Genomic DNA, 16607 nt, shown 5'->3' on the forward strand with positions numbered 1-16607 from the left:
GATAGGCTCATTTAGTTAATGAGTTTCCAAATGGTAGAGGAGTAATTTATATGGCTTAAAATAAAAAAAACTAACTAATAGTACGAATTCAATATCAGATAATGAATTTCAATGATGGTTGTTGGAATTTATGAGATAAGCAAAATAAAGGGGTATAGCTGCTTATAAACAGGTTATTAAAATAAAAGAGACAAGTTTTCTGTTTAGAAAAAATGTCTCTTTTTGTGACCCGGCTGGGATTCGAACCCAGGACCCCATCATTAAAAGTGATGTGCTCTACCGGCTGAGCTACCGAGTCGTAGCATTCTGGAAAAAGACTTTTTTGTGACCCGGCTGGGATTCGAACCCAGGACCCCATCATTAAAAGTGATGTGCTCTACCGGCTGAGCTACCGAGTCAAAATACAGTAAAAGTCATTCCCTGAATGCGGGTGCAAATATAAGGATGTATTATTTATTAACCAAAATGATTTTATTATAAATTTGAGTTTTTTTTTACTAATTTTCTCAACGCCTTAGTATAGAAAGGCTTATTTATATGAAAAAGATAATTTTGTGCGGATACATGGGTTCCGGCAAAACAACTACGGCCAAAATACTGGCAAAAGCGGCCGGAATACCCTATTTTGACCTTGACGAAATTATAGAAAAAAAGGCCGGTAAAAGCGTGCCGGAGCTTTTTGAGCAGCAGGGCGAGATACATTTCCGCAGGCTGGAGCATGAAGCGTTTAAAGAAATGCTGGCAAACGACTACAGCTTTGTGCTAAGCCTGGGCGGCGGTACACCCTGCTATGCAAACAACCACTTATTGCTGCAGCAGGACGGTGTGCAGTCGATATACCTTAAAACGGGTATTGACACTATTATACAACGTACACAGGTGCAGGCTAACAAAAGGCCGCTGCTGGACAAACTACAGGGGCAGGAGCTAAAGGAGTTTATAGGGCAGCACCTTTTTGAGCGCAGCTACTACTATCACCACGCAAAACATGTGGTAACTACCGATGGCAAAACGCCCGATGCAGTAGCTGATGAAATTATGGATTTTCTTAATTAAGCGCCGCAAACGGCTCTGCGCCTTCAAGCTGCACCTCAATGTGCTCTTTCATAGACGTAGAGAGCGAGAGTCCTTTAAAATCGGCTTTAACGGGATATTGCTTGTGGTTGCGGTCTACCAGCACGGCGGTTTTAAACTTTTTTAGCGGAACGTCTAAAAAGTGCTTTACACCATATATAAGTGTAGTGCCGCTGTTTAGCACATCATCTATAAGCACCAGCGATTTATTAGTGTATTGGGCAGTGGTAAGCGAGGTGTGCACCGGTTGTAGCGGTTCCTGTTTGTTAACGGTAACTTCGCACAGTGTTATGGTAAGGTCTGATATGCTTTCCAGCTCGGCAGCAATCATTTTTGCAAACACGTAGCCGTTGCTGGCTATGCCGGCAATTACCACTTCGGTTTCATCTGCAAAGGTTTCATAAATCTGGTAAGCAATGCGGCGGGTTTTATATTCAATCTGCTGCTTGTTCAGTATCACATTCATCCGGGTACTATTTTTTTTCAAAGATAAAGAAGAGTTCTTTACCCTCCCGCCGTTTTATCGAATTATACGCGCGGTGCAGCATGTTAATTTTAAACAGCGGCGCAAACAAATTTACATACTCTTCGCGGCTTCCGCCAAAGGGTGGCCCCTGTTCTGTAAGCTCAAAATCAAACAGCAGCCCTGCCAGCTTACCGCCGGGGGCTAAAAGGCTGTGCATTTTGGTTACATAGTTTTGACGCAGGGCAGGGGGCAGCGCGCAAAAAAAAGTTTGTTCTATAATAAGGTTATAGGTGCCGTAGTGCTCAAAAAAATCGGCGTTTATAAGCCGTTCCGCAGTAAGGTGGGGCAGGCGTGCGGCAATGTTTTTTAGCGGGGTTTCGGCAATATCCAGCACGGTGGCGTTTTCAAAACCATTTTCGGCCAGGTAGGCAAACTCATGCCCGTTACCTGCGCCGGGCACCAGTATGCGGGCGTTTTTATCCGTCAGCTGGTCTATATATTGTTTAATGGGTGGGGTAATGCTGCCGGTATCCCAGGCAACATCATCGCTTTTGTAGCGTTCTTCCCAGTAGGTTTTGTCGAGTGTTTCCATTGGTTATATGTCGTCTGCATCGGGCAGCTCATCGGCATAATCATCCAGATCGCGGCGGTCTTTCTTGGTAGGCCTTCCGGTTCCGCGGGCGCGGTAATGCTCTTTGCTGAGTTTTAATAGTTCAAGGTGTTCAAAGGCTTCTGCGGGAGTTTCATCCTTACGGTATATATCTACGAGTTTTGGCCCCAGCCGGTTTGCCGGAATATCAAGTATTGTAAGTTTATAATTTATCTGGTCGCGCCTTACTGTAATTTTATCACCCGGAAACACATCGCGCGATGCTTTTGCCTGCTGCCCGTTTACCGTAACATGACCTTTTTGTATGGCCTGGGTAGCTATACTGCGGGTTTTGTAGTACCGCACGCACCACAAATATTTGTCAATCCTCATACTATTTCTTAAAATATGGTGTTATACCATTACAAAAATAAGGGAAAATTGTATCTTGCACCCCTATAAAAAAAATTATAATGAACAGAAGTTTAAAGGCGCTTGGCCTTATTGCACTCATTACCCTTTTTGCCTCATGTAAAAAAGACGATGGTGCCGATGTTACCCCGCCCCGTGATTATACTGTACAGTATGCTGCCGAGAAGGTGCAGATAGAAGAGTACATGCAAACCCACTATATGACTGTTGATGCTAACTTTAACGTAACTTTTGATACGCTTGTAGCCGGTTCAGGCCATGTTTCTATATGGGACCAGACGGACTACCCGAAGATAAGCAAAAACGTGTATAGCGTTGCCGAAGCTAACGTGCCACTGTATACCTTATACTATATCGTGTTGCAGCAGGGAGTGGGTATAGCCCCCACCCGTGCCGACAATGTAAAGGTGGCTTACAGGGGGCAGTTGTTTGACGGTACCCAGTTTGACTATAACCCACTGGGCGAAACGCCGCTTAACCTGTCTGGTACTATAGAGGGATGGCAGGAAATAATACCGATGTTCAGGCCCGGTGTATATGTAGATGAACCCGGTAGCCCTAACCCCCCGTCTTACCAAAATTATGGCGCCGGTGTTATGTTTGTGCCTTCAGGGCTTGCCTACTATAATTCAGGTTCAGGTAATGTAGGGGCTTATGAACCGCTTATTTTTAGCTTTAAGTTGCATGCCGCCGAATACCTGGATGCGGATAGCGACGGTATTTTAAATATAAACGAAAGAGAAAGTGAGTTTAGCGACCCCTTTTATTATAACACCGATAAGGATAAGGGCGATGTAACCCTTGACCATACAGTGGCCTATAAGGATGGTTATGCCCCAAATTACCTTGACCCTGACGATGACGACGACGGGTTCTCTACACAGCTTGAGTTGATTGACCCGGATACTGATGAAGAATATCCCAGCTTTGAGGCCATCCGCACAAATATTTGCAGCGATACAGGTACCATTAAAGTACACTTAGATCCTACATGTCACCCAGAGTAATAGCATAGCAGCACTATATACACAAAAATCCCAATCTGGATAAGGTTGGGATTTTTGTTTTAGTATACAGAGCAGTGCGACGAGGCTATTTCAATCAGTTTCTATTTACGCAATACCACAACTGTTTCACAAATGGCGAAAAAACCATTGTTCTTCTATTATTTTTTTGTGTAGTATTGTACTACGTTATGATTTATAATATGAAAAACAGCCTGATTTTAAAATTTGCAATTTTATCTCTTTCTTTTGTAATTATCTCCTGCAAAAGAGAGCAGGTAGGGATTAAAATAATAGGAAAAGAAGATGTTGTTTCAGATACCTTAATTTTTAATTCTAAAGACACAATTATTACACACGGTGTTATAGACAGTGTATTTTTATCACCTTACCAAAAGCATACGTTTACACTTAATGGTTCTGAACCAACAGCTTTTAATCTTAGAGAGAAAGGAGGCATACTGAACATTTATAATACTGAATTTGTTGTGTATAATGTAAGATACGATGAAGACGACCCCAATAATGAAAAATATGAAAATGCCGAGATAAATCTTATGTCCTGCGTTATGATTGATTCGTTTTTAATATTCGAAAAGAAGTTTGAAAACCAATTAAAAGACCCGAATGAGCTACGTAAAATAATTACTGAAATTTCAGGTAAAAAAAATGGCAATTACAAAACCTATTATGACGAACGCCAGGAGTTAATTGAGGGAGGAGATTATGATACACTGAACACTTTGGATGGATTTGAATTTAAAAAAATCGGAAAAGATAAAATCTTTATAGAAAAGTTTTGGGATTATGATATGAATGACAATATACCGGAAGAAATTACAGTGAGAACAAGAAAAGATCACACCACCAGGCAGGAGAAAATTCTAAAAGCCATTATTTCTGATAAAGATTTTCTGGCAAATGCCAAAATTTGGAAGAACAAATTTTATATTGTAGATATCAGGGATTATTAGAAATAAATAACGGCCAAATATTTTAGACAAAAATCAAGCACTTCATTATGTCTGCATTACTAACTATTTGTATATCAGTTAATCCAGTAATCAACCGGAAATCACCCTAATAGTTTCCTTAACCACCCCGGCAACCCTTCTTGCTTCGGCTATGTCTTCATGCACTATGGTTACATGCCCCATCTTGCGGAACGGGCGGGTTTGCTTTTTGCCGTAAATATGCGGGGTAACGCCGTCAAGAGCTAAAATCTTGTCGATATTTTCATATACAACGTTGCCGCTGTAACCTTCGGCACCCACAAGGTTTACCATAATGCCGGCTACCTTGCTGTCGGTATTGCCCAGGGGCAGGTTGAGTATGGCACGCAGGTGCTGCTCAAACTGGCTGGTGTAGCTGGCCTCTATGCTGTAGTGCCCGCTGTTGTGCGGCCTTGGGGCTACTTCGTTAACTAATATTTCATCATCTTCCGTCTGGAACATCTCCACGGCAAGCAGGCCCACATGGTTAAAGGCTTCGCTTACCTTTAGCGCTATGGCGCGGGCCTTTTCGGCTACAGCTATATCAATACGCGCGGGGCAGATAACATACTCCACCTGGTTGGCCTCCGGGTGAAACTCCATTTCTACAACCGGGTAGGTTTTTATTTCTCCCGACGGGGTGCGCGTTACAATTACGGCAAGCTCATTTTTAAAGGGAATCATGCTCTCGGCTATGCACTGCACATCGGGCAGGCCGGTAAAGCTTTCCGCATTGCGTATCACTTTTACGCCGTTACCATCATAACCGCCTTCGGTACTTTTCCACACAAAAGGGTAGGCAAGGGCTTCGCTTTTTACGGCGAGTTTTAAGTCGGCAAGGCTTTCAAATCGCTTATACGGCGCGGTGGGGATATCGTTGGCGGCATAAAAATCTTTTTGCGTGCCTTTGTTCTGTATCAGCTTAAGGGTAGTGGGCGAGGGGTATACCTTTATGCCTTCTGCCTCCAGTTTTTCGAGCGCGGGTATGTTAACCAGCTCTATCTCAAAGGTAAGCACGTCTACCTGTTTGCCAAAGTTATATACCGTATCAAAATCCATAAGGCTGCCCTGTACAAAAACGTTGCTCCCCACTTTACAGGGTGCATCATCACTGGGGTCGAGCACATAGGTTTGTATATCAAATTTGCGTGTTTCGGTAAGCAGCATCTTGCCCAGCTGGCCGCCGCCCAGTATGCCGAGTTTAAATCCGGAAGAAAAGTAGTTCATTTTAGCCGTGTTGTTCGGCATCAAAGATACTTATTTTTTTTTGAGGGGCTGAGGATCTTAGATTCTTAGGTGCTGAGGTTTTTTGACCGCGGTAAAATTTAAAGGTTATTAAGCGCCCCGGCATCCTTTAAAACATTACATTAAAAAATGTTGTAGTATTTTTCACTTAAATTTAGCATTTGGGTATGGGTTTATATTCGTATTTTAGGGCATGATTAAGTTTAAGAAATAATCGCAATTTTAAATATGGCCGGTATGAGATTAACTGTAGAGAGAAAACCCGTAAAAGTATTACCTGACACAAAACGTGTAATAGCACGTTTCTTTTTTAATGGCGAGGAGCGCGCCATAGAGCTTGTAAAGAAAATACTGGCACTGGATAAAGATGAAACCTTTGCACTGATATCTCCCTTATTGCAGGATTTTAGCAAGCGACACCGCAACATTACCCGTAAATTGCTGCGCAACAGCGACCGTGTAAAAAAATATGTTATTGCCAGTGGCTACGATTATGAAAAGCTCGACGAAAACTGCAGGCTGCTTATAGGGTCGTACTTTACACACGAGTATTCTATAGAGTCGGCCGCGTTTTTTAACCCAAGCATAGTGCCAGACCCTGACCAGAGCAACCTTGAGGAAGGCCAGCTGCGCGTTATCATCAGCTTCAGGGCCGTAGGCGAGGGGCACGTGAGTTCGGTGGTTTTCCGCCGGGCAATGATAGACCGCGCCTGCAACATTACCGTAATACCCGCAGGTAATTATATAGACGAAGCGGAGAAGATACACAACCTGGTGTACCACAAAAGGCTGTTCCTAAAAAAGGCCGAAGAAGCCGATATTGACGAGCGCTTTACCGAAATGGTAACCAAAGGGCTGGGTGACCGCTTTGATTATGACCAGCTTAAAAAGATAGTATACGAGGCCCGTGAAACCATTGACGACCCCGAAACCCACCGCCAGTTGAACCTGATACTGGCCCTGAGCGACAGCTACCGCCGCATTACCTTTAGTAAGGATACCGATATTAGCGACAGGGTTATCTTCCCGATATCTGATTTTGAAAGCAAGGGTATTGAAGATGCGCGTTTTGTAAAATTTACCGATGAAAACGGCAAACAGAGCTACTACGCCACCTATACCGCTTATGATGGTGTGCACATTATGCCCAAGCTGCTGCGTACTAACGACTTTTATGAATTTAAAACCAGCCCGCTAAACGGGGCCGGGGCAAAGAATAAGAACCTGGCGCTCTTTCCGCGTAAAATAAACGGAAAGTTTGCCATGCTGAGCCGTATAGACGGGTGGAACAACTACCTGATGTACAGCGACAACATTAACGAATGGGATGACCCTATTAAGATACAGGCGCCGGAATTCCCTTGGGAGTTTGTGCAGATAGGCAACTGCGGCAGCCCTATAGAAACCGATGCCGGCTGGCTGATAATTACCCACAGTGTGGGCAGCATGCGCCGCTACAGCATAGGGGCTTCACTGCTTGATATAAACGACCCATCGATAGAAATAGGCCGCCTTAAAGACCCGCTTATTATCCCAAACCCCGACGAGCGCGAGGGCTATGTGCCTAATGTGGTGTACAGCTGCGGCTCTATCATCCACGGCGAAGACCTTATTATCCCTTACGGACTATCAGACCACAGCTCGGGCTTTGCCACGGTAAAACTGCAAACGCTGCTTGACAGGTTGAAGACTGGGGGGTAGTGTTCAGTGGCAGTAGGCAGCAGCTTCAATGGACGTATATTGTATAAAACAAGCCCGTAACGTTTAAAGCGTGCGGGCTTGTTTGTATTATCTCCAATACAAGGTTCGTAGCAGTAGCGATGCAATCAAACACAATGAAGCTTCAGGCGTTTATTTCTTTGCTACAATTTTTATATAAAATTCAATGGAATCTGAAATAGCTTCATCAGCAATGATATAAAGTAACTTTCCTGATTTATAATTTATATCCCATAGTGTCCTGTCGATAACCAGCTTGCCGTTCATTGTAAGGATGCCGACTTTAACTTCTATTTTAGCCGGAAAAGTAACCGGGTGTGTTATGCCTTTAATGGTTAGGTTTCCTGTAACATTGCTGTTTCCATTGTTTGCCGGTACAACTTTAGTAAGTACTATTTTTGCAGAGGGAAACCGTTCAACATCAAAAAAATCAGGATTTTTTAAGTGGCTTATAAGTCCGCTGTCGCTGTCGTGGCTCTCATCGCTCATTGTATTCATGTCTACTTCAGCCGTGCCACCCACAAGTTGGCCATTTTCAGCCGTCAATGCTCCCTTTGATATAGAGATGTACCCTGTGTGGGTGTTAGAGCCGGCCACGTTACCGCCTTTCCATGTTATAACACTTCCTTTAGTATCTATACTGTATTTTTCATTGGCGGCCTTATCCGTTGAGAAGACTGCCAAAGCGTTGTTTTTACTTTCGTCTTTCGAGGGTTTACCGCAACAAATGCAGCTAACAATGATTAAAATTAAATACGTAATTGATGTCTTGTTGTTCATACTACAAAAATTAAATTGATTAATACTATTTATAAATGAGCGAAGCTACTTTGATATTTTCCGGCGGGAGATACCGGGATTGTAAATAAAAATGTAAACTTTGTAAATAAAGCGTAAATACTATGTTTAATAACCAAAAGCTCTTTTCCGGAAAAATTAAGTACCTGATTATTATTGCAGTACTTACTCTCATTTCTGTAGGCTGCTTGGCATTTAACAGTATGGGCGGCAACGATTTTGACAGTGGCCGGAGAGAGGTCCTGCTCCGCAGGGTGGGGCACGAACTGCTTTTACAATCAGGTGACAGTACATCGAGGGTGCTGCCGGTCGTAAAAATTGCCGAAAATAAATACCAGATACGTTTTGAGGATGATTTTACCTTCATGCCGGATTCCCTTGTAAAAACTACCCGTAGATTATTAGACAAAAGCCCGTTTGAAAATGATTATATAGTTAATGTTTTAAACTGTGCCGACTCGAGTGTGGCTTATGGCTACGCCATATCAAAAAATGAAAAAGACGATATAGTAGCGTGCCTGGGCAGGGAGCAGCCCAGGGCTTGTTATATGATTAATATTACATTTAAACAAGCCGGCATAACTTATACAGAGGCCGGATATCTGCTGGGCAGCCTGCCCTTGTTAGCATTTGCAGGTTTTATTGTTTTTAGGTACCGCAAACCTAAAAAAGCGGTGCCTGCCGCCGGGCCTGCCGGTATCTATACCCTGGGCTCGGTAGTGTTTGATGCTAAAAACCGCAAACTGGACATCGACGGACACTCAACAGACCTAACCGCAACCGAAACGCGCGTACTGCTCATTTTTGCACAGGCTCCTAACCAGGCTGTAGAACGAAGCCGCCTGCAAAAGGAGATATGGGAAGATGAAGGTGTTATTGTGGGCCGTAGCCTGGATGTATTCATCTCAAAACTCAGGAAAAAACTGGAGGTTGACCCGAATATTAAAATTGCGGTGATACGCGGCAAAGGTTATAAGCTTGAAATCAGCGCGTAAACAGCATTTGTAAATTTGGTGCCTACTGCAACTGAACACTGATTTTATTGCAAAAACTAACCACTGTCCACTGACCACCTGAGGCTCATTTCCTTATCTTTGCACCAAAATTACATTTACATGGAGAATGAACCGGCCGGTGAACAACTAACCGGCTTTTACGCCAAGAATCCCGTTTTAAAGAATAAAGAATTTCGTGCCTACCTATGCCTGCGCTTTGGGCTGTTCTTTGCCCTGAGCATGCAGGTTACCACAATATTTTACTGGGTATATAACATTACAAACGATAAACTGGCGCTGGGCTTTGTGGGCCTTGCCGAGGTAATACCCGCAGTGGGCTGCTCGCTCATTGCCGGCCATTATGTAGACCTTGCCGAAAAGCGCAAAATGGTGCTTACCTGCGTTATCTCTTATATTGCACTGGGTGTGGCGCTCTTTACGCTCACCACGCCTTTTTCTTTTGAAAAGCTGGGCATGCATGCCACGCTGTACCTCATTTACTTTTTTGTATTTGTGGGCGGGGTAATCCGCTCGTTTATGGGGCCGTCGGTATTTTCGCTGTTCGGGCTTATTGTGGAACGTAAAAACTATGCAAACGGTACCAGCTGGGGCAGTATGGCATTGCAACTGGGCGCGGTGCTGGGCCCGCTTGCCGCCGGTATAATGATAGCGCTTGATGGCGTGGTTACCGGTATGCTTGCCGTGGTGGTAATAATGATACTGCTGCTGTTTGCCATTTTATATATTAAGACAAAGCCCGTTATAAAAAAAGAAACGCGGGAGCCCATATTACAAAGCCTTTCCCAGGGGCTGCGTTTTGTGCTGAAAACACCTGCCTTGTTAGGCGCGCAGCTGCTCGATATGTTTTCGGTACTCTTTGGTGGCGCCATAGCGCTGCTGCCGGTATACCAAAAAGAAATACTGCACGTAGACGAAGTAGGCTTCGGCCTGCTGCGCTCGGCGCCGGGCGTGGGTGCACTCATTACGCTGGGCATACTGGCGTTTATGCCGCTTAAAACACATCCGGGCAAAAAACTGTTTGCAGCCGTTACCGGTTTTGCCCTCTGTATCATTACATTTGGTTTGTCAACAAATTTTATGCTGAGTTTCGCGGCACTGCTGTTCAGCGGTATGTTTGATGCGGTGAGTGTAGTCGTGCGGGGTACCATACTACAGCTTGTAACGCCGGACCACATGCGGGGCAGGGTAGCATCGGTAAATACCATTTTTGTAAGCAGCAGTAACGAGCTGGGCGATTTTGAAAGCGGCGTTATGGCCCACTGGCTGGGTACGGTGCGCGCGGTTGTGGCTGGTGGCTGCCTCACGCTGGGGGTAATTGCGGTTACCTTTTTTGCCGCGCCGCAGTTGCGTAAATTTGGTTTTGACGACGACCACGGTACGGACGATGTTAAGAAAGGGTAATATCATTTTACCGCATACAATAGCCTGTTGATTGCTGCCTTTTGCTTTCAAAATACACGGTGATAGATATGGTTGTTTTAATCGGGAAAAGGGTAGTACTGTATACAATTAAAAAGGCCACCCTTTACAGGTGGCCTTTTAAAAAAGAAGAAAGTTGCTTGTCTGCATTTTATCATTCTTTCAGCTTATCTTCAGATTTTACTTCACTGCTTCAGTTGTTTGAGTCCCGTTCCCCTCCGTTCCTCACTTTGTCAGCGACCTGAATCTTATTTTCAGCGAACTTTAAAATGGTATTTAAATCTTTTACTAAAATAGTCATTATTGTAATTGTTATTACTACCATAACCACTTTTGCGGATATTTTATTTAAACTGTTATAACACAAAAATATTTCCTTTAAAATAAGCGATAAACACTGTACTTTGTGTTAAAATTCAAAGATATGATGTTGTTCCTACAACGTTATAGTTGGTGTTTTCTTTACCGTTATGTCATTAAAACGTTATTTTTGGCGTAGTATGGCTTTTTAGGCACAAATTCTCATTATCAGATGTTTTGTTGTCTCACGGTTACCGGGGGATAATTGTGATGGTTTTAAAACAAATAACTTACCCCCGCATTACCATAGTAATTTACCGGAAGCCCCGGGTAATAATAGCGCGGCGCCGCCCCGTTTACCCCTGTGGCGTTAACCAGTACCATACCGGCGTACCGCGTGTTTGTTATATTGTTAATGCCAGCCGCAATGGTAAGGCTTAGGCCAAATTTGGTATTGTACTTCCAGCCGGCTTTTGCATTGAGCAAATTATAGCTGGAATTATATACCGTATTGGCATCGTTAATAGGGGTGGTGCCCGTGTAGTAATAGTCGGCGCTGCAATACAGGTGCAGCGGCATACTGAGTGTAAGCCCGCCGTTAACCTTTGTAGCAGGCACACCCGTAAGGTCGTTGCCACTATAATCTACATCGTTATTAATAAATTCCTTAAACTCATATTGCCCAACCGATGCTGCCGCGTAGGGCACAAGTACCCACTTAGGGCTAATATCCCACACGTACCTTGCGGAGGCCTCTATGCCCATGTGCAGCGTTTTACCCGCGTTAACACCCACATACTGGTCGTCGCCCACGCGCTGTGCCACCAGGAGGTCGGTAATTTGCATGCGGTACAGTGCCACATCGGTATATAATTTTTTATTAAAGGCGTAGGCTTTGGCACCCACCTCTATATTATAGCCGTTCTCGGGTTTTATGTTGGGGTTTATGGTGCCATCTGCGGTAAGGGTTTCTTCGATGGCGGGCAGCGAAAAGCCTTTGCTTATGGACGCGTATACCGTTGCGGTTTCGGCCGGCTTAAATAACAGCGATGCCTGGGGTGCCCAGATACCATCATAACTGTATTTCTCTGACGAAGCAGCATCTGCCGGAAACGTGTTATCCAACTCAAAATTCGTCTTATTATAATTTACCCCACCCTGGAATTCTAATTTTTGGGTAAGTTCTAAACGCAATTGCGCAAAGGCATTGACAAAATCGCGCTTTTGCTCATTGGCCGTGAGGCGATTGCCCTGAAGGGTGCCGTTGCCGTTATTTTCCTGGTAGTTGTTTTCAAACGTACCGCCGTCGTAGCCATCTTTAAAATATTCGGCCCCGGCAATAAACTGGGTGTTGATGCTGCCTATTTTGGTATTCCCGTTAAACTGGGTGCGCCCGCCGTAGCCGGTGCTGTTTTGGCTCAGGATGTCAAACGGGCGCGGCTCATAGTTCTTTTTTGTATTTACAAAAACCGAGGTACTGTTTTTTAGCCACGGGGCAAGCTGCCAGTCGTAGGCCAGGCCGCCCATATAAGTGTGGTATTGCTCGTAGCCCTTGCTCGCCGCCCAGGTAGGTGCCGCTGCCTTAGGGTTGTTTAAAAACGTTTCCCTGTTAACCGAGCTGGGTATATAAGCCTTCATGTAGGTATAGTTGCCAAAGTAGGTAAGCCTGCTGTTTTCTTTACGGAAAGCGTCGCCTGCCAGGGTAACGCCCTCACGGTAATAGCTGCTGTTAGCCCGCCAGCCGTCGTTTTGCAGCTTGTGGTAGTTTACGTTAAGGCTTCCGCTTTTAGTGTTATAGCCATAGTTGACCGTGTTTTTAAGCATCCCAAACGAACCCGCCGTGGCACTTACCTTTGCCTTGCTGCCCGGGTCGGTGGCATATTGTGGGTCAATTAATATCGCGCCGCCAAGCCCCGCACCGTAGAGGCTGCTGAGCGGGCCTTTTATCACTTCCATTTTACCGATGACTTCCATATCGATATCCTCAATGGTGGTTTCGCTGTCGCCGGTGGTAAGGGGGATGCTGCCGTAAAAAGCACGTATCTTATTGGTGCCATATGTAGTCCTTGCGCCAATGCCGCGAATGGAAATACGGTTGGTATTGATAGCGCCGCTCTGCATCTGCACGCCGGGCAGTGTGTTGAGTATGGTGGCGATATTAGTGTTGTCGTTGCGCTGTATCTGCCCGGGTGTAAGGATGCTTATTGCAGCGGGGGCTTTTAGCAGGCTGTCATTTATGTGCAGGCTGCTGATGGAAATTTCGCTTAAGCGGGTTGCGGTAATAGCCGGTTCAATGATAATGCTGTCGGTTGCTTTTTGTGGCGGCTGCTGGGCGAATGCAATGACGGTGTAAAATGCAAATAATGGGGAAATAATTTTTTTTAGCATGCTTTTGGTTTGGGTTTTACGCCTGCTTGGTTTTTAAACCTTGCAGGCGTATACAGTAAAATCAGCCTACAAAAACTTGTTCAGCTTAAGCCAGTCGAGTCCGTTCTCAAACCAGGCATCAGTTGTGGTCCTGTTGTTCATGCCAAAGCCATGCCCGCCTGCCTGGTACATATATAATGCACCCTTAACCTTATTGTTAATCAGGGCATCATAAAACAGCATGCTGTTTTGTGCCGGCACCAGCCCATCGTCCTGCGCGTGTACTAAGAAAACCGGGGGCGTATTTGCCGTTACCTGAAACTCGTTACTATACAGTTTTACTTTCTCTGCCGGGGCGTCTTTGCCTATAAGGAACTCTTTAGAACTTTGGTGCGTATATTGCCCCATACTGATAACCGGGTAAATAAGCATAGAAAAATCAGGCCGCACGCTCTCGCCGGGTTTAACGTCTATTACAGGCTTATCAAAATGCGTAGTAGCGGTAGATGCCAGGTGCCCTCCGGCAGAAAAGCCCATAATGCCCACCTTAGTGGGGTCTATATTCCATTTGGCGGCATTTTCGCGCACCATTTGCAGCGCACGCTGGGCATCCTGCAACGGGGCTATAGAACGGTCTTTCATTATTTGGTCGCTGGGCAGTCGGTATTTTAGTACAAAGGCGGTAATGCCGTTTTCGGCAAACTTTTTTGCGACATCTACACCCTCATGCCCAAAGGCCAGCATGGCATAGCCGCCTCCGGGGCATATTACTATGGCCGTGCCGTTTGCCTTGCCTTTTTCGGGGAAGAAGGGCAGTAGGGTAGGCTGGCTTACATTACGTATGCCCGAACGCGCATCAACGGTTTCTTTATAGGTAGCAGGGGTGGGCTTGCTGTTAGGCACCGTTTTATAGAGCGGCAGGGCCTCGTTTTGCTGGGCAAAAGCGGTGTGCATGGTAAATAAAAGCAGGAGGCATGACGCCGGTTTTTTAAATGAGGTTAAATGTAGCATAGGTAATGATAATTTGTATAGCTACAAATTTAGCATTTTCAGGATGCGAATGGGGATTACGGTGAAGATTTGAGTCTTATTCTTTAATAATCTTACGGTTCATAACGTTGCCGCTTACAGTACTTATGTTCAAAATATAGGTACCCGCGCTCAGGCTTTCTATCGAAATGGTATTTTGTGATGGTTGCAATGCGCCGGAAAGCAATACCTGTCCTAAAAGATTAACCAACGCATAGTATTTAAGTGTTTCACCCGAAGCTATATTGATTAACCCTTTTGATGGGTTAGGATAAATTTTTATATTATTTAAACTATGGCCTTCAACCCCGGATGTACCCGAACCACAGGAGCCTGAAGCCAGCTTTGCAATAAAAAAATCGGTATAGCTTTGCACCCCGGACACCTTAGTAAGAGTGGGCACATTATCATCGGGCAGGGTAAAAAGGTCGTTATAGAAAAAGCCGCCGGTAATGTAGTTGCCGTCGTTATCAAGGGCAACGGCAGTTAAGCCATCCCTCGTTCCCGGTGAGGTCATAATATCATGCACAGCCAAAACTGTTCCTGTATTTTTATTTATATGCAATAAGGCAGGTTCAGACAAATGCCCAAACGGCCTTTCAATTGTAACCGAACCCCAAATTTCGTCAGTTACCTGCGTGGCTACGGCAAGCTCATTGCCATTAATAACAATATCATAAGAAAAGTGGCTGCCCGACCAAAAATTAGGATTGGAGAGCTCTGAATATGCCGTAGGAACGGTAAGCCATTGTACTTGGCCATCAGCATTTAATTTTGCTGTATAATTTATATTCCCCACCACATTTAACGGAAATTGATACGTTCCCATACTTATACCCTGCCCGTCTGTAAAAAACTTGCCTGTAATATATAAATTTGAATCATCATCAACTTCAAGCGAAATAATCCGGTTATCCTGAATATCAGAAAGAGACGAAACTTCCCTGCGCCACACCTCATCTCCGGTGTTGCTTATTGCTAAAATAAATGCCTGCTCCGTAAAGGGTATGCCGTTGTTAGAAAAGGGAAGAAGGTCGTATATATCGCCGTTAGACCTGTATCCGGCCAAATAATAGCGCTGTAACACTTCATCATAACTAAAGTCAGTATGCTCAAGATATAGGCTGCCCCCCATTGAAAGCGGCAATACGTTTAGTACGTCGCCATCACTATTGTACTTAACAATATAATACTTTAAGCTGTTTGCTACAGCAGGCACCGTAAGCTGCCCATTAAGGTGTGTACCTTCCTTAAAACCAATAAGGGTGTGCAGCGTTCCGTCTGAATCTACTATAACCTCATGCATTTCTGCATATCTCAAATCAATTGTTACATCTCCCTGGGGCATTACACGCCATGCGAGGCTGCCGTCGCTTGTATTGTATTTTAACAAAGCTGCGGTTTTATAGCCTTCCTGTGGCTCCCCGGTAATAGGCCCTAACACGGGCATGGCATCGGTGGGGCTAAAATGGGGTGGCAGGTAGGGCTGATCTGGACCGGAAATATTTAGCACGTTTGCGCCTATATACAATCCGCCGTTGTTATCCAGGGCTATTTTATAAGCATAGTCCTGTGCTCCTCCGCCTATGGTTTGCGTCCAGCGCAGAGTACCTTCGCAGTCGGTTGATAACAGTACTATATCAGTATTGCCGGAAGAAGAACTTTCTGAATTATAAACGGTTACCGGTGTGCCGTCATACTCAGTACTATTTTGGGTCATAAAAGCCATGTAGTAATAATTATTATCGGCATCCACAACAATATCTACAATATGCTCGCTGTTAAAGTCGAAACCACTGTTTTCGCCTGCCGCGTTTTGAGTGCCACCACCACGTTTTGCCCACTGCCATTCATACTCCTGGGCGGTTGCACTAAGGGCTAAGAGCAATAAAGTGCATGGTAATAGTTTTTTCATAGTAATTTATTAAGTTAGTTGCAGCCTAAAAATAATGAAAAACAATTTGATAGCCTCCACTACAGCGCTGTTTTTTTATTTACGGCTTTTTAACTTTGTGATTGTTTTTAAAACAAAATCGCCGGAAAATGTTCCGGCGATTTTTAGTTATTTTTAAATGTAATGATTTCTCAATTGCTTCGCGTTTTTACCACTGCATTCGAAACGGAACCTCGTGTGTTCAGGATGAAAAACTGCAAACT

General features: G+C 44.6%; 14 protein-coding genes and 2 tRNA genes. 6 read left to right on the forward strand and 10 right to left on the reverse strand.

From position 1 onward, the window contains the following. Nucleotides 1-225 precede the first annotated feature (225 nt). Together ACLI09_RS03440 and ACLI09_RS03445 are read right to left on the reverse strand one after the other, a co-directional pair. Nucleotides 226-298, reverse strand: a tRNA-Lys gene (locus tag ACLI09_RS03440). Between the two features lie 27 nt (nucleotides 299-325). Then, a tRNA-Lys gene (locus tag ACLI09_RS03445) sits at nucleotides 326-398 on the reverse strand. A 139-nt stretch (nucleotides 399-537) separates the two neighbouring features. Between ACLI09_RS03445 and ACLI09_RS03450 the strand changes: the two genes are divergently transcribed. Then, nucleotides 538-1056 carry a shikimate kinase gene (locus ACLI09_RS03450; RefSeq protein WP_411418191.1) on the forward strand — a complete coding sequence of 173 codons (519 nt, stop codon included), beginning with the start codon at nucleotides 538-540 and terminating at the stop codon, nucleotides 1054-1056. Here ACLI09_RS03450 and ACLI09_RS03455 read toward each other — a convergent pair. The 3 genes from ACLI09_RS03455 to ACLI09_RS03465 are packed head-to-tail and all read right to left on the reverse strand — an operon-like array spanning nucleotide 1049 to nucleotide 2522. Further along, on the reverse strand, nucleotides 1049-1540 hold the full coding sequence (locus ACLI09_RS03455) for a phosphoribosyltransferase domain-containing protein (protein WP_411418192.1): 492 nt from the start codon (nucleotides 1538-1540) through the stop codon (nucleotides 1049-1051). The genes ACLI09_RS03450 and ACLI09_RS03455 overlap by 8 nt on opposite strands. 7 nt (nucleotides 1541-1547) lie before the next feature. Continuing rightward, nucleotides 1548-2132 carry an SAM-dependent methyltransferase gene (locus ACLI09_RS03460; protein WP_411418193.1) on the reverse strand — a complete coding sequence of 195 codons (585 nt, stop codon included), beginning with the start codon at nucleotides 2130-2132 and terminating at the stop codon, nucleotides 1548-1550. Nucleotides 2133-2135: 3 nt separating this feature from the next. Next, nucleotides 2136-2522, reverse strand: a complete 387-nt coding sequence (locus ACLI09_RS03465; protein ID WP_411418194.1) for an RNA-binding S4 domain-containing protein — start codon at nucleotides 2520-2522, stop codon at nucleotides 2136-2138. Between the two features lie 80 nt (nucleotides 2523-2602). Here ACLI09_RS03465 and ACLI09_RS03470 point away from each other — a divergent pair, with 80 nt between their 5' ends. Beyond that, nucleotides 2603-3568, forward strand: a complete 966-nt coding sequence (locus ACLI09_RS03470) for an FKBP-type peptidyl-prolyl cis-trans isomerase (RefSeq protein WP_411418195.1) — start codon at nucleotides 2603-2605, stop codon at nucleotides 3566-3568. 200 nt (nucleotides 3569-3768) lie between these two features. Next, nucleotides 3769-4539 (forward strand): hypothetical protein, encoded by a 771-nt coding sequence (locus tag ACLI09_RS03475; protein WP_411418196.1) that lies wholly within the window; start codon nucleotides 3769-3771, stop codon nucleotides 4537-4539. Between the two features lie 90 nt (nucleotides 4540-4629). Here the strand turns inward: ACLI09_RS03475 and purK are convergent, their stop codons facing one another. Then, entirely contained in the window at nucleotides 4630-5784 is a 1155-nt protein-coding gene (gene purK, locus ACLI09_RS03480; protein ID WP_411418197.1) for a 5-(carboxyamino)imidazole ribonucleotide synthase, read from the reverse strand. Nucleotides 5785-6039: 255 nt separating this feature from the next. Here purK and ACLI09_RS03485 point away from each other — a divergent pair, with 255 nt between their 5' ends. Then, nucleotides 6040-7503, forward strand: coding sequence for a glycoside hydrolase family 130 protein (locus ACLI09_RS03485; RefSeq protein ID WP_411418198.1), 1464 nt, complete (start codon nucleotides 6040-6042; stop codon nucleotides 7501-7503). A 150-nt stretch (nucleotides 7504-7653) separates the two neighbouring features. On the opposite strand, the gene ACLI09_RS03490 is transcribed toward ACLI09_RS03485, so the two are convergent. Next, nucleotides 7654-8205: a YceI family protein gene (locus tag ACLI09_RS03490; RefSeq protein WP_411418199.1), complete on the reverse strand. Its 552-nt coding sequence runs from the start codon at nucleotides 8203-8205 to the stop codon at nucleotides 7654-7656. Between the two features lie 218 nt (nucleotides 8206-8423). On the opposite strand from ACLI09_RS03490, the gene ACLI09_RS03495 reads away from it, so the two are divergent. Next, nucleotides 8424-9314 carry a winged helix-turn-helix domain-containing protein gene (locus tag ACLI09_RS03495; protein ID WP_411418200.1) on the forward strand — a complete coding sequence of 297 codons (891 nt, stop codon included), beginning with the start codon at nucleotides 8424-8426 and terminating at the stop codon, nucleotides 9312-9314. Between the two features lie 120 nt (nucleotides 9315-9434). Continuing rightward, the gene (locus ACLI09_RS03500) at nucleotides 9435-10736 is read left to right on the forward strand and encodes an MFS transporter (RefSeq protein ID WP_411418201.1); all 1302 of its coding nucleotides are present in this window, start codon (nucleotides 9435-9437) and stop codon (nucleotides 10734-10736) included. A 594-nt stretch (nucleotides 10737-11330) separates the two neighbouring features. Here the strand turns inward: ACLI09_RS03500 and ACLI09_RS03505 are convergent. The 3 genes from ACLI09_RS03505 to ACLI09_RS03515 all read right to left on the reverse strand — a co-directional run bounded on the left by ACLI09_RS03505 (nucleotide 11331) and on the right by ACLI09_RS03515 (nucleotide 16365). Next, complete coding sequence (locus ACLI09_RS03505; protein WP_411418202.1) at nucleotides 11331-13442, reverse strand: TonB-dependent receptor; 2112 nt, start codon at nucleotides 13440-13442, stop codon at nucleotides 11331-11333. A 66-nt stretch (nucleotides 13443-13508) separates the two neighbouring features. Next, nucleotides 13509-14432 (reverse strand): alpha/beta hydrolase, encoded by a 924-nt coding sequence (locus tag ACLI09_RS03510; RefSeq protein ID WP_411418203.1) that lies wholly within the window; start codon nucleotides 14430-14432, stop codon nucleotides 13509-13511. Between the two features lie 76 nt (nucleotides 14433-14508). Next, the gene (locus tag ACLI09_RS03515) at nucleotides 14509-16365 is read right to left on the reverse strand and encodes a T9SS type A sorting domain-containing protein (RefSeq protein WP_411418204.1); all 1857 of its coding nucleotides are present in this window, start codon (nucleotides 16363-16365) and stop codon (nucleotides 14509-14511) included. Nucleotides 16366-16607 lie beyond the last annotated feature (242 nt).

The sequence above is a fragment of the Flavobacterium sp. RHBU_24 genome (assembly GCF_046613695.1).
Classification (GTDB): Bacteria; Bacteroidota; Bacteroidia; order Flavobacteriales; family Flavobacteriaceae; genus Flavobacterium.

Excerpts from the sequence above, each read along its gene's own strand:
- ACLI09_RS03460 (WP_411418193.1), bottom strand. The coding sequence starts at position 2,132 with ATGGAAACACTCGACAAAACCTACTGGGAAGAACGCTACAAAAGCGAT.
- purK (WP_411418197.1), bottom strand. The coding sequence starts at position 5,784 with ATGAACTACTTTTCTTCCGGATTTAAACTCGGCATACTGGGCGGCGGC.
- ACLI09_RS03500 (WP_411418201.1), top strand. The coding sequence starts at position 9,435 with ATGGAGAATGAACCGGCCGGTGAACAACTAACCGGCTTTTACGCCAAG.
- ACLI09_RS03495 (WP_411418200.1), top strand. The coding sequence starts at position 8,424 with ATGTTTAATAACCAAAAGCTCTTTTCCGGAAAAATTAAGTACCTGATT.
- ACLI09_RS03470 (WP_411418195.1), top strand. The coding sequence starts at position 2,603 with ATGAACAGAAGTTTAAAGGCGCTTGGCCTTATTGCACTCATTACCCTT.
- ACLI09_RS03475 (WP_411418196.1), top strand. The coding sequence starts at position 3,769 with ATGAAAAACAGCCTGATTTTAAAATTTGCAATTTTATCTCTTTCTTTT.
- ACLI09_RS03485 (WP_411418198.1), top strand. The coding sequence starts at position 6,040 with ATGAGATTAACTGTAGAGAGAAAACCCGTAAAAGTATTACCTGACACA.
- ACLI09_RS03450 (WP_411418191.1), top strand. The coding sequence starts at position 538 with ATGAAAAAGATAATTTTGTGCGGATACATGGGTTCCGGCAAAACAACT.
- ACLI09_RS03465 (WP_411418194.1), bottom strand. The coding sequence starts at position 2,522 with ATGAGGATTGACAAATATTTGTGGTGCGTGCGGTACTACAAAACCCGC.
- ACLI09_RS03515 (WP_411418204.1), bottom strand. The coding sequence starts at position 16,365 with ATGAAAAAACTATTACCATGCACTTTATTGCTCTTAGCCCTTAGTGCA.
- ACLI09_RS03455 (WP_411418192.1), bottom strand. The coding sequence starts at position 1,540 with ATGAATGTGATACTGAACAAGCAGCAGATTGAATATAAAACCCGCCGC.
- ACLI09_RS03510 (WP_411418203.1), bottom strand. The coding sequence starts at position 14,432 with ATGCTACATTTAACCTCATTTAAAAAACCGGCGTCATGCCTCCTGCTT.
- ACLI09_RS03505 (WP_411418202.1), bottom strand. The coding sequence starts at position 13,442 with ATGCTAAAAAAAATTATTTCCCCATTATTTGCATTTTACACCGTCATT.